This window comes from Limosilactobacillus reuteri (assembly GCF_020785355.1).
GTDB lineage: Bacteria > Bacillota > Bacilli > Lactobacillales > Lactobacillaceae > Limosilactobacillus > Limosilactobacillus reuteri_I.
The window spans coordinates 92,118-105,515 of the sequence record NZ_JAJGVH010000070.1; the positions used below are offsets into that span (position 1 = coordinate 92,118).

Here is a 13,398-nt window from a genome sequence, read left to right on the forward strand (position 1 = left end):
ACTGATGAAATTAATTATGTATAGCGTTCGTGACGCTGAAAAGCCTTATATTGAAGCATGGGCAAAGAAGACAGGCAATGACGTCAAGATGGTTACTGAACCATTAAATGCTGATACAGTTAAGCTTGCAGAGGGATATGATGGAATTTCCTTACAGCAAACAACAAAACTTGGGGATGAACAACTGTATGAGAAATTAGCTTCAATGGGGATTAAACAGTTGGCTGCTCGAATGGTTGGTGTTGATATTTTTGATTTAGATGCATGTAAAGCAAATGGCATCATTGTAACGAATGTCCCTATTTATTCACCACGGGCAATTGCAGAAATGGGTGTCACACAGGCGATGTACTTGTTACGACGGATTGGTGAATTCGAACAACGCATGAGCCATGGCGACTTTCGGTGGAGCGATGACTTGATCAGTAATGAAATTTACAATTTAACCGTGGGAATTGTCGGCCTTGGTAATATTGGTGGGGCCACTGCTCAGATTTATAAAGCATTAGGCGCAAAAGTTCTTGCATATGATCCATCATACAATGTCGAATATGAACCATACGTTGAATATACCGATTTCGATACTGTTGTTAAGAATGCGGATATTTTGTCATTGCATACACCGTTGTTACCAAGTACCGAAAACATGATTGCAGCACCACAATTTAAGATGATGAAAGACAATGCTTACTTGATTAACATGGCTCGTGGAAAACTGGTAAATACCGCGGATTTAATTTCAGCATTGGAAACTAAAGAAATTGCGGGTGCTGGCCTAGATACATTAGCTGACGAAACTTCTTTCTTTGGAAAGCAAGTTTCACCAGACCAAATTCCAGATGATTACAAGAAATTAGCAGCAATGCCAAATGTTCTTATTACACCCCACGTTGCGTTTCTCACCGAAACATCTATTCGTAATATGGTCGAGATTAGTTTGAATGATGCTGTAACGATTCTAGAAGGCAAACATTCACGTAATGAAATTAGAATGTAATTAAAAAACTCTACCAATTTTTGACGGTAGAGTTTCTTTTTAATTAAGATATAAATAAAGTTATTAAAGAAGATGTAAGTAAACCAAAAAGGTATCGCTTTCTCGGGGGATAACTGTTAAGCTTAGAATTATCAAATACCACTAGTCAATTTAGAAAGGAGGAACGGAATATCCCCTAAATGTTGTCAGCCACTAATAGCCATATACATAAGGAAAGGACTGATAATAATGGCTAGCGATAAACACGGAATAAAAGATAAGATAGCAGGGAAACTTAAAGAAACTGAAGGAAAAGTAACTAATGATAAGACTCGTGAAGGAGAAGGAAAACTTCAGAAACTTAAAGGAAAAGTAAAAGATGAGGTTAATGACCTTAAAGAGTCAATAAAAGGAAATAAAAAGGAGGGCTGATTATGTACTGGATTTGGGTTTTAATTGTTGGTGGATTAATTGGTTTAGCTGCTGGTGCGTTAACCCGTCGTGGCGGATCGATGGGAGTGATCAGTAATATTGTTGCTGGACTAGTAGGATCAGCAATCGGTGAAGCAGTATTAGGTGCATGGGGACCGCAAGTAGCCGGGATGGCAATTGTTCCATCAATTATTGGAGCAGTAATCTTAGTAATGATCGTCTCCTTGATTTTCGGAATTCGAACCGATTAATTAATAATTTGAAGTAAAAGAGCGAGAGCAACTCGATTCCCTACAAGTATTAATGGCCTCTAACGTTCGGAGCATGCTGAATGTTAGAGGCCATTGTAATGCCATGCTGTTTACTTCTTATGGACATTATAGGTTCAGCAAAAACAAATATAAGAAATCCCCCCTAAGAAATGTTCATATCTCATTTCTTAGGAGGGATTTTCACCTGTAATTACGTCATCAGGCTTTTTCGTACTTGTTAAAGCGTTGATAATCTTGAACTGCCATTTCTATCGTTAATAATGTTCCATTACTTTCGTATTTAGTGTCTAAAATATTAGTATGTTCATTAAGGTAAGAAACGACATGACCATCCGTAAATGGAATTAAAAGAGTAGTGGTGACATAATCTTTAAATAAGTGTTTCTTAATAACATCAACAAGAAGGTCTAATGAAGCATCTTGTTTAGCTGAAATCACAACTTGATCGTCACCTTCAAGAATAGGGAATTCAATCTCTGTTCTATCTGCTTTATTAAATACATTGATCATTGGAATATCAGTGATCCCAATTTGTTTTAAAGTTTCGTTAGTTGTTTCCATCATTTCCTTGTAATGTGGATCAGAATAATCAATAACTTGGATTAATAAGTCGGCATTAGCGGCTTCTGCAAGCGTCGATTTAAACGATTCAACAAGGTGAGTAGGCAACTTGCTGACAAAACCGACCGTATCACTGAGTAAGAAGCGTTTTTGATCCGGAAGTGTTAGTTGCCGGACACTTGTATCAAGGGTGGCAAATACCATGTTCTTTTCAAAAACGGTTTTTTCTTCAGCAGCTCCATATTTTCTTACGAGACCATTCATAATGGTTGATTTACCGGCATTAGTATAGCCGACAAGAGCAGCTGTGGGAATTGCACTCTTTACTCGTTGTTTTCGCTTGGTTTGTTCGGATTTAGCAATAGCTGCCAATTCTTGACGAAGGTGGGCAATCTGATGTTGGATAGTTCGCCGATCCATTTCGAGTTTGGTTTCCCCAGCTCCCCGGTTAGTAAAGCCGCTTCCTCCACCAGTCTGCTGGTCTAGCCGTTCACTTGCACTAGTTTGCAATCGTGGTAAGCGGTATTGCAGTTCCGCAATTTGTACTTGAAGTTTGGCTTCTTTGGTTTGAGCGCGGGTTGCGAAAATCTCTAAAATCAGAGCGGTTCGGTCTAGAATACGACATCCGGTTCCTTCTTCAAGATTACGTAATTGACTTGGTGATAATTCATCATTGGTAATAATAGTAGGAACGTGATTAGCATCAGCCACATCGCGAATTTCGTCTACTTTCCCCTTTCCAAAGTAGGTAGCGGGATTAGGGCGATCGATGACTTGATCAATCCGATCGATAACTTCCATGTGATTTGCTTGTGCTAATTCAGCAAGTTCAACCATTGAGTAGTCAAAGTCTTCTTGACCAGTATTTAATCCAGTAATAATTACTGGTTCTAGAGTTTGTATGTTAGTCTCCATTGAAGAATAATGTTCCTCCTTTATGGATATTATTCTGGTAATTCAAGTTTGTTATAAAAATCAACAGTAGTATTATTCTTATCTAAAGTTAGCTTAGTGATGCTTCCGTTACGTGGTGAATCGCCTGGATCGTAAGCGTCAGAATAGCGTTGGACGATTGAGCGAATAGTGGCTCCATGTGAAACTACTAGTACTTCTGACCCATCTGGTAATGCTCGCAGGCGGTCAAAACCTTTGTCAACCCGCTTCCAGAAAGCAACATGGTCTTCAGCAGTACCATAATTATCCGCGGCCGCAATCTTATCTTTTAATTTGTCTGGGCCCCACCCGGCAACCATTTCTGCAAAACTATGATAACCATCTGGACCACCAAGGAAGTCAGCAAAATGTTGGCCATCTTCTCCTTCAAAGTAGCCAAAGAATTCTTCCCGAAACGCTGGCTCTGGAATTGGCTTTGGATTATTACCAGGGTGTTCAGCAAGTAAGAAACGGGTAGTTGAAACTGTTCGTGCGAGGTCGCTGCAAAATACATAATCAAATTGAATAGGAGTAAGCGCCCGTCCTACTCGTTTGGCGTCTTCTTCACCCTTTGGCGTTAGCGGACCATCAGCCCAACCTTGCATCCGATTGTAGAGATTAAGATAGGTTTGTCCGTGGCGTACAAAATAAACGTTGATTGCCATAGTTACAGCACTCCTTTAAGCGAAATAAAAATACTTATTACATTTTAACATGATTTCGCTGAAGAAAAAGCAATTATAGCATTCGGTTTCGTTTAATAATTCGTTGACGAATCGCCTTGATAAGTGCTAATAGGCCAACTCCTAACAGTGAACCCACAACAAATGCTAAGATGATAAGTGAGAAGTGCTGACGGACAAACGGAATTGTTCCAAAGTAATATCCGCATCCAGCACCAATCGCTACCCATAATGTAACGCCAATAATATTACCAACTGTGAAACGATGGAACGGAAACTGCATTGTTCCAGCAATTAAGGGGACAAAGGTACGAATGAGCGGTACAAAGCGCCCTAATGCTACAGCTTTGATCCCATGATGGGCTAAAAATTCTTGTGCTTTCTCAAAGCGGGGACCGGCCATTCTTTTTTTGAGCCATTGCCAATGAGAAAGGGAATGACCAATATAATAATTAACTGTGTCACCAATTAGCGCCGCGAAAAAGAAGACGGGGATGACGATTTCCATTTTTAAGATCGGGTTAAAAGCGATAAAAGAACAAGTTAAAAAGACAAGCGATTCACCAGGAAGCCAAGGAAAAATTACTAATCCGGTTTCCATAAAAATTAGGATAAAAAGGAGAACATAGCTCCAAGCGCCCATCCACTCAAACATGGGAATAATTGTTTCCGCAATATGAGTTAGAAGATAAAAAAGATGGCTCATTGTTGTTTTCCTCCTCCTGTATCATGGTTTCAATATATTGTAGCGTTATTATTAGTTATTTTGATGATCTTAGGATTAAAATTAAGCGACATTTAATAATTGAAAAAATAGAAGGCGGAAAGTTAACAGACTAATTGGCGAAAATGATATAATAATTGGATGATTTTAAGATAAATTATTAAGTAAGTCGACCTGAAGATGAAAGGTAGGGAGTATGGAATGTCTACAAAAACTGAAAAAGAACTAGAACAAAAGTACCTTGATAATGTGATTGATAAAGTAAAACAGGCCGAACAAAAAGCAGAAGAAAAGATTAAAACGGCTCAACAAGATATTAAGGGCATCAATAAGCAAATTGATGATATTCACTTAAACACCACTACTTATTCAGGCATGATGGATACGGCCATGTCTTTTCGTGCTCAACAACAGATGCTAGATGAACGTCAAAATAGCTGGCAACACGCTGCAGACCGGCTAGCAACTTTACAGCGACTTGAAAAGAAACCTTACTTTGCCCGCATTGATTTTCGTGAAAAAGGTGCCAATGAATCCGAAAAGGTATATATCGGGCTTGCATCCTTTACCGATAAGCCAGACCATTTTCTTGTGTATGACTGGCGAGCCCCGATTTCGTCTGTTTACTATGAAGGAAAGCTCGGGAAAGTTAAATATCAGACTCCGGTAGGCAAGCAAGAGGTAGATCTTACTCTTAAACGCCAATTTCAAATTAAAGATGGGGTAATTGTAACCATCTTTGATACCGACGAACAAGTAGGCGACCAGATGCTCCTTGATGCTCTTGGCAATCATTCCAGTACCAAGATGAAGAGCATTGTGACGACGATTCAACGGAAACAAAATGAAATTATTCGTGACACTAAAAATGAATTGTTGTTTGTTCAGGGGGCTGCTGGCTCGGGGAAGACAGCGGCAGTTCTCCAACGGGTTGCCTGGCTTCTTTACCGTTACCGGGGTAATCTGACCTCTTCACAAGTTGTTCTTTTTTCACCTAACCAATTATTTAATGACTATATTGATCAAGTCTTGCCAGAATTGGGTGAGCATAACATGGTCCAGATGACTTACTTCCAGTTTGCTAATCGCCGGGTGCCAAAGCTTCATGTTCAGAATTTAGAACAACGGTTTGAAAGTCATCAAGATGAAACGGCTAAGAATGCGCAACAACTATTAACTAGCTTGCAATATTTCAAAGCAACAGAGCGTTATGCTAACCATCTTGGTCATGCTAATATGCGTTTCCGCAACCTTATGTTTAATGGTAAAGTCTTTTTGAGTAAAGAGAAGATTAAAGAAATTTACTATTCATTTAATAACAACTATAACCTGGGAAATAGGTTGGATGGAACCAAAGAAGAATTGATCAAATATCTTAATCACCGCGTAAGTACTGAAATGCGCAATAAATGGGTTGAAGATGAAATTCAAAGCTTGAGTAAAGAAGAAATTGATAACTTATTTAATAACCAACCACGTGAATTTGAGGATGAAGATAAAGAATATAAGTTCCTCGCACGTCAAATCGTTATGCGGGCATTTATGCCAATAAAAAAGGCCATCGATCATAATCAGTGGCTTAATATCAATGGACAATTTTTACACCTTCTCCGGGTAACACCGAAACTCGTTAATATTGCTGAGTATGGAATTTCTGCAGAACAGTGGAAAGATTACGTTGATGGGGTAAAAGAAGACCTAAAGAAGGGTAACATCAGTGCCAACGGAATTACTATTTACCTGTACCTGTATGATTTGATTACTGGAAAGCATGGCCAACGTGATATCCGCTACGTTTTTGTTGATGAAGTCCAAGATTATGATGCTTACCAGTTAGCTTACCTTAAGTATCGCTTCCCCCGTGCTAAATTCACACTGTTAGGAGACCTTAACCAGGCAATTTTCACTCATGAGAATAGCCGGTCACTATTAAAGCAGTTAGGAACAATGTTTGATCCAGAGAAGACAAAGGTTGTCCAGTTAACGAAGTCTTATCGTTCCACAAAACAAATTACCGACTTTACTAAACATATTTTAATTGATGGTGAAGCGATTGAAGCCTTTGAACGTGAAGGCAATAAGCCACAAGTCTATCAAGCTAAGGATGAGCAAGAAGGGGTAGCGACAGTTATTGATATCCTTAATAAGTATCAGAATGACCATGATGCCGTCGCAATTATTGGTAAAGATCTCAAAGATAGTGAAGAGTTGTATCAAAAGTTAAATGCTAACAACATAAAAACCACCCTTATTCGGACAGAAAATCAACGGTTAGTAAAAGGCCCAATTGTTGTACCGTCATATTTAGCAAAGGGGTTGGAATTTGATGCGGTTATTGTCTGGAATGCGAATGATCAGCAATACCATGGTAACGATGAGCGACAATTGCTCTATACAATTTGTTCCCGAGCAATGCATGAGTTAAGTTTAGTATCAATTGGCAGCACAACTAGTTTGCTAGACCAGGTGCCGACAGATGAATATGAAAAAGTTAATGTTGACAAATAAATGGCAAGAGTAATATTGCACTTTATCATATTAGATTTATAATTTAATTGTGTATAAAAAAGTGAAGAATAAGTTCGATGAGGAGTAGTTCATATGAGGGTTATTATTATCGGTTGTACCTTTGCGGGGATGACAGCCGCGTCGCAAATTTTAAGAAGTCATCCGGAGACAGAGGTTACAATTTATGATCGCAATGCTGTCGTTCCCTCAATAGTATATGACATCAATGATTATGATGATCAAGATGCGGAACAACCTCGTTTACGAACCGAATTAAGCCCGGATCAATTATCAATTAAGGGTGCTGACATAAAAATGGGTTCCCTTGTAATGGGTGTGGATCCAGCACAAAAAACGATTAAAGTTATGGGGATGTTGGATGATGCTACTTCCGAAGAGCATTACGATAAGCTGATTATTGCTACCGACTCAAGAAATGAAGCACCTGCTTTAAAGGGAATTGACAGCAGCAATGTAACCTTAATCAAGGACCAACAAGATGCTAAAGCTGCTCTTTTGCTGTCTGTCATTGACCAGCAAATTGCTGTAATTGGTAATGACCCCCTTAGTTTGGGACTAGTCGATGCATATCGGCAAAAGGGAAAAGAAGTGACTCTTTTTACAAACGGTGAGCCGATTTTGCACCATAATTTTGAAGAAGAGTATTCTAAACGCGCCCTTGATATTTTAACGGCAGACAATATTAAAGTGGTTACTGATGAACATGTTACCGAATTGGATGATAATGGAATAGGCATTACAGTTGCTACTGATGGTGGCTCATATAGTGTTAGTCGGGCGATTGTTGCTGCGGGTCAAAAGCCAGATACATCTATTTTTGAGGGTGTAGTGGAGATGGACGAAAATGGGGTAATTGCTGTTAATGAATTTATCCAAACATCTGACCCAGATATTTATGCAATTGGCGGATCAACGACGATTCATTATAATCCAACTGGTAGGGACATTTATAAACCTCAGCCGACTGAAGCTGTTCGTCAGGCAGTAATCGTAGCCCAAAATATTAATGGAGGACAAGTAAAAGATTCAGGAACACAGCTTAGCATGAGCCTGAATCTTGATGGAACATATATGGCCTCCCTAGGATTAACCTATGAAAGGGCTAAGGCAGCTGGTTTTGATGCTGATACAGTGACGATTGAGGATAATTATCGTCCAGAATTTATGCCAACTACTACGCCAGTCCTGATGACATTGATTTGGGATAAGGACACCCAACGAATTTTGGGAGCACAGATGATGAGTAAGCACGATATTTCAGAAACTTTAAGTCTGATTTCGTTATGTATTCAAAATCAAAATACAATTGAGTTTCTCGGAATGTACGATACGATGTTCCAGCCTAATTTTGACCGTCCCTTTAATTACGTTAATATTTTGGGACAAGCAGCAATGGCTAAAGCAGGGACTGAATAATCTGTTAAAATAATAGGTAGGCAATTGGTCGATTGATTATGGGAGTAAAAAAGCTTGCCCTTATAAATAGTAAGCAAATAAAATGAGGTGTAGATATGAAAGTAGTTATTGTTGGCTGTACGCACGCGGGCACGATAGCAGCAACCCAGATTTTAAATGCACATCCAGATACTGAGGTAGTAATTTATGAACGGAATGATAGTGTTTCCTTCCTTTCTTGTGGAATTGCCGTTTATTTGAGTGGTGAAATTGGGGATCCAGACGCGATGTTCTACTCTAGCCCTAAGCAACTAGAAGAGATGGGAGCCACTGTTAAAGTTAAGCACAATGTCTTAAGCGTTGACCCTGATACAAAGACACTTGAAGTTGAGAACCAGGAAACTGGCGAACTGACTGCGGATTATTACGATAAATTGATTGTTACCACCGGATCATGGCCAGTTATTCCACCAGTTTCTGGACTGGAAAATAAGAATTTGTACTTGTGTAAAACTTATTACCACGCCAAGAAACTTTTCAATGTTGCCAAGGATTCAAAAAAGATTGTTGTCGTTGGTGGAGGATATATCGGTGTTGAATTAGTCGAAGCATATCTTCGTCAGGGACGCGAAGTAACATTAATTGATAGCTCAGATCAAATGTTGATTAAGTATTTTGATAAACAGTACTCTGATCGAATTGGTCGTATTTTCAAAGATCATAACGCCCATCTTGAATTACAACAACGGGTTACTGGATTTGAAGACGATGGCAATGGCGGTGTTAAAGTTCTTACCAACCAGGGGAAAGTTTATGATGCTGACATGGCTGTTCTTTGTGTTGGGTTCCGACCAAACAGTGACTTAGTTCGTGGAAAAATTGACCTTCATCCTGATGGGACAATTAAGACCAACGCTTATATGCAAACATCTAATCCTGATATCTATGCTGGTGGGGATGTAACCTCCGTCCACTTTAATCCTACTAATACCGATCGTTACGTTCCATTAGCTACTAATGCTGTTCGCCAAGGAACGATTGCCGGTGTTAATGTTTTTGGCAATACCATGAAGTACATGGGAACACAGTCAACAACGGGTCTCCACTTGTTTGGCAATACAATGGTATGTACTGGTTTAACATTACGGCGGGCAAAAGAAATGGGAATTGATGCCGATTCAGTTACAATCGAGGATAATTACCGTCCAGAATTTATGCCAACTACCACGCCCGTCTTTATGACTCTGGTATGGGAAAAAGGAACGCGGCGGATTCTTGGGGCACAATTTATGAGTAAGCATGATGTTTCTCAATCTGCGAACCTTGTATCTGTATGTATTCAAAATCGTAATTCAATTGATTTCCTTGCTTATGTTGATACATTGTTCCAGCCAAACTTTGATCGACCATTTAACTATGTCAACTTGCTGGCTCAAGCAGCGGTTGCCAAGGAAGATAAGAAAGTAAGTAAATAAAAAATAGCGAGGATGAAAAAATTTCGTCCTCGCTATTTTAATGCTGTTTTCTTAAAAATGGTACATCTTGGAAATTAATTTGCATAATTGCATTGGCTAAAAGTAAGATCAAACCACCCCAAATTAGTTGTGGTGTAAGAGGATCATAGCCCATGATAACTGACATGGTGCTGGCAAAAAATGATTCTAGCATCAATAATAATCCAGCAGATGTAGCATCAGTATATTGTTGAGCTGTAATTTGCATTCCTTGCGCTAAGAAAGTTACGACAATCGCTAAAATAGCCAGGGGAATCAAGGCTTGAACCCAATGAATTTGTGGAAGATTGGTACGTTCAAATAATCCGGTCGTAATCCAGCCGAACGTGCCTTGACATAAGCCGATCATGAAGATTACCACCCAGGGACTGGAAACTTTCGGCGCGTACTTTCCAAAGAAGATTAATTGTAAGGCCCAAAAGATAGCAGAAACAACAGTTAGAAAGTCACCAAAATTTAATTGAAGACCGGTATTAGCAACATTAGTGATGACGGCCATCCCGATAATCGCGAGGGCGACCGCAAAATATGTCTTTCGCTGTGGACGTTCATGCCAAAATAGCCATAAAATCAAGGGAGCAATTGCAACGTATAAGGTTGTCAAGAAGGCATTTTTAGCCGGCGTAGTATAACGGAGGGCATCAGTCTGCAAAAAATAACCCAGGAAATTGATTGTTCCCATAAGGAGTCCTAGCTTAAAATCTAGCCAAGTCATTTGGTTGATCTGTTTATGGAAGATAATATAGCCAGCAATTACACACATTGTTCCCCGGCAAGCATTGATGACTCCAGAATGCATTCCAGCTTGAATTGTTAGTTTGGCAAATACGTAGCTGCTTCCCCATAAAATAGCAACTAGCAGTAACATTAAGTTCGCTTTTTTCTTTGAAATGGTGCTCAGTCCCTTCTGTTAATTAACGACACTCAATCATAACATTTAAGATCTATTTTCAAAAGGTTAACTAAGACAGAAAAGTGACGGAATTTTTAACTTTTTGGAAAAATAAAATTGTACGGTTGCGGTTAGCTAGTTAGTGTATTATTGTTAATAATGATATTTTTTTATGGAGGAACGACTATGAAAACAGCGTTGCAGAAGCTCCGCCGTGTCTTGAATACCAAGCTCGGTTTTTTTCTGCTTGTTGTACTTTTATTTTGTTTAAAGAGCTACTGGGCTTATCAAAATGAATTTAATTTAGGTGTAAAAGGAAGCATGCAACAATTCCTTTTAGCATTTAATACGATTCCAAGTGCCCTTGTATTTTTGGGAATTGCATTATATTTCCGTGGGCGCTTGTCCTATTGGATGATGTTGATAATTAATGCGGCATTATCGACATGGCTTTTTGCAAATATTTTGTACTATCGAGAATTTTCAGATTTCATTACCTTTAACGTAATAAAGGGATCTGGAGCGGCTTCAAATAATCTTGGTAAAAGTTTAATGGGGATATTACGTCCCGAAGACTTTTTAGTTTACTTAGATGTTGTAATTTTAGCACTCATCTTACTTTTCCATTTTGTCCGTGTTGATATGCGGCGCTTTAAGGTTAGATATGCGATGACGATTACTGCCCTTGGCTTCGTGCTATTTGGAGTTAACTTAGGAATGGCAGAAAGTGACCGTTCACAATTACTTACGCGAACTTTTGATAATAACTATATTGTTAAGTATCTAGGGCTCGAAGCATATACAGTTTATGATGGGGTTAAGACAACTAATAACAGTGTAGTAAAAGCGCGTGCTAATCGTGATGAATTAAAGCCGGTTTTGCATTTCATCCATAGTAATTATGCTGCGCCAAACGTTGAATACTACGGTAAGGCTAAAGGAAAGAATATTTTTATCATTCACCTTGAAAGTCTCCAGCAATTCATGATCGACTATAAGCAGGATGGCCAAGAAGTAATGCCAAACCTGAATAAGTTGTACCATGCTAATGATACTTTGGCGTTTGATAACTTCTTCCACCAAGTTGGTCAAGGAAAGACGGCGGATGCTGAAACAATGCTCGAAAACTCGCTATTTGGTCTTCCAGAAGGATCAGCAATGGTTACTGATGGGACGACTAACACCTTCCAATCTGCACCTGCGCTTCTTCATCAAAAGCTAGGTTATACGACGGCATCATTCCACGGGGATGTTCCTAGTTTCTGGAACCGTGATAATGCTTATAAGTCTTTCGGTTACCAATATTTCTTTAGTAAAGAGTATTACCCAAAGACCAAGGATTATGATGCTGGATATGGGATGAAGGATAAGATCTTCATGAAAGAATCAGCCCACTATATCGAGCAGCTTCCACAACCATTCTATGCAAAGCTCATCACAGTTACTAACCACTATCCATATATCCTCGATAAAAAGAATAAGGATATCGAAGCGTGGAAGACTGGGGATGACACGGTCGATCCTTATATTCAAACCGCACGATACTTAGATGAATCACTTGGCGAGTTTCTTGATTATCTTGACAAGACTGGATTACGACAAAATAGTGTGTTAGTTCTTTATGGTGACCACTATGGAATTTCTAATAACCACCAACCAGCCATTGCGCAAATCTTAGGTAAGAAGAAAGTAACTAATTATGATCTAGCAATGTTCCAAAAAGTGCCATTTATGATTAATATGCCTGGCCTAAAAGGTGGGATTAACCATACTTATGGTGGTGAAATTGATGTTTTACCTACTCTTGAGGACTTGTTAGGAATTAGCTCTAAGAATTATATTCAGTTCGGACAAGATTTGCTTTCACCAGAAAATAAGCAAATTGTACCGTTTAGAAATGGTGATTGGGTAACGCCAAAATACACTAAGTATAATGGAGACTACTATTACACTAAGAATGGTAAGCAAATTACGCACCAAACCGCAGCGCAACGTAAAGAAATTGGTAAGATTCAAAAATACGTTACAACTGATCTTGGATTATCAGATAAAGTCGTGAATGGTGACTTGCTTCGGTTCTACAAACTCCCAGGATTTAAGAAAGTTGATAAAAAACAATATACTTATAACCTTAAGAAGAGCTTGAAGAATTTACAGAAGCAGCAAAAGAAACAGAAGACAAGTTTGAAGTCGGAAAATAATAACCAGAGTACTTTCGATGATTACACAACCGATGCACCTGAGTTAAAGGATTATCCGAAATTAAACTTCCCTAAACCATAATAAAATAAAAATGGAGGCCAGTAGAAATACTAGCAATGTCATTAAGGTAAGCTATTGACAAAAAAGAATGAGGCTTTATTTACACTACTTGTGTAGATAGAGCCTCATTCTTTGCATTAAACTTATTTAGTCTTTTAAAATTAAAGAGGAGAAAGTCACTGCCCTTTCTCCCTAGTAAATTGTAACCGTCCTAATCACGATAAG

At 38.9% G+C, this 13,398-nt stretch carries 11 protein-coding genes; 7 read left to right on the forward strand and 4 right to left on the reverse strand.

The window, feature by feature from the left end; all coding sequences use genetic code 11:
• Positions 1-4 precede the first annotated feature (4 nt).
• The 3 genes from LMB56_RS04835 to LMB56_RS04845 all read left to right on the forward strand — a co-directional run bounded on the left by LMB56_RS04835 (position 5) and on the right by LMB56_RS04845 (position 1,659).
• Positions 5-997: a D-2-hydroxyacid dehydrogenase gene (locus LMB56_RS04835; protein WP_267865195.1), complete on the forward strand. Its 993-nt coding sequence runs from the start codon at positions 5-7 to the stop codon at positions 995-997.
• A gap of 228 nt (positions 998-1,225) precedes the next feature.
• Positions 1,226-1,408, forward strand: coding sequence for a CsbD family protein (locus tag LMB56_RS04840; protein ID WP_019253307.1), 183 nt, complete (start codon positions 1,226-1,228; stop codon positions 1,406-1,408).
• A gap of 2 nt (positions 1,409-1,410) precedes the next feature.
• Positions 1,411-1,659, forward strand: a complete 249-nt coding sequence (locus LMB56_RS04845) for a GlsB/YeaQ/YmgE family stress response membrane protein (RefSeq protein WP_035156102.1) — start codon at positions 1,411-1,413, stop codon at positions 1,657-1,659.
• A 219-nt stretch (positions 1,660-1,878) separates the two neighbouring features.
• Here LMB56_RS04845 and hflX read toward each other — a convergent pair whose 3' ends face one another.
• From hflX to LMB56_RS04860, 3 genes are all read right to left on the reverse strand, one after another.
• Positions 1,879-3,156 carry a GTPase HflX gene (gene hflX, locus LMB56_RS04850; protein WP_229283930.1) on the reverse strand — a complete coding sequence of 426 codons (1,278 nt, stop codon included), beginning with the start codon at positions 3,154-3,156 and terminating at the stop codon, positions 1,879-1,881.
• 29 nt (positions 3,157-3,185) lie between these two features.
• Entirely contained in the window at positions 3,186-3,839 is a 654-nt protein-coding gene (locus tag LMB56_RS04855) for a histidine phosphatase family protein (RefSeq protein WP_229277964.1), read from the reverse strand.
• Between the two features lie 73 nt (positions 3,840-3,912).
• Positions 3,913-4,563: a DedA family protein gene (locus LMB56_RS04860; protein ID WP_229277965.1), complete on the reverse strand. Its 651-nt coding sequence runs from the start codon at positions 4,561-4,563 to the stop codon at positions 3,913-3,915.
• A 219-nt stretch (positions 4,564-4,782) separates the two neighbouring features.
• Between LMB56_RS04860 and helD the strand changes: the two genes are divergently transcribed.
• From helD to LMB56_RS04875, 3 genes are all read left to right on the forward strand, one after another.
• Positions 4,783-7,089: an RNA polymerase recycling motor HelD gene (gene helD / locus LMB56_RS04865; RefSeq protein WP_267865196.1), complete on the forward strand. Its 2,307-nt coding sequence runs from the start codon at positions 4,783-4,785 to the stop codon at positions 7,087-7,089.
• A 93-nt stretch (positions 7,090-7,182) separates the two neighbouring features.
• Entirely contained in the window at positions 7,183-8,526 is a 1,344-nt protein-coding gene (locus LMB56_RS04870; protein ID WP_229283932.1) for an FAD-dependent oxidoreductase, read from the forward strand.
• Positions 8,527-8,621: 95 nt separating this feature from the next.
• Positions 8,622-9,980 carry an FAD-dependent oxidoreductase gene (locus LMB56_RS04875; RefSeq protein ID WP_122480956.1) on the forward strand — a complete coding sequence of 453 codons (1,359 nt, stop codon included), beginning with the start codon at positions 8,622-8,624 and terminating at the stop codon, positions 9,978-9,980.
• 37 nt (positions 9,981-10,017) lie between these two features.
• On the opposite strand, the gene LMB56_RS04880 is transcribed toward LMB56_RS04875, so the two are convergent.
• The gene (locus LMB56_RS04880) at positions 10,018-10,887 is read right to left on the reverse strand and encodes a DMT family transporter (protein WP_065867759.1); all 870 of its coding nucleotides are present in this window, start codon (positions 10,885-10,887) and stop codon (positions 10,018-10,020) included.
• A 210-nt stretch (positions 10,888-11,097) separates the two neighbouring features.
• Between LMB56_RS04880 and LMB56_RS04885 the strand changes: the two genes are divergently transcribed.
• Entirely contained in the window at positions 11,098-13,194 is a 2,097-nt protein-coding gene (locus LMB56_RS04885) for an LTA synthase family protein (RefSeq protein ID WP_136000619.1), read from the forward strand.
• The last annotated feature ends 204 nt before the right edge of the window (positions 13,195-13,398 follow it).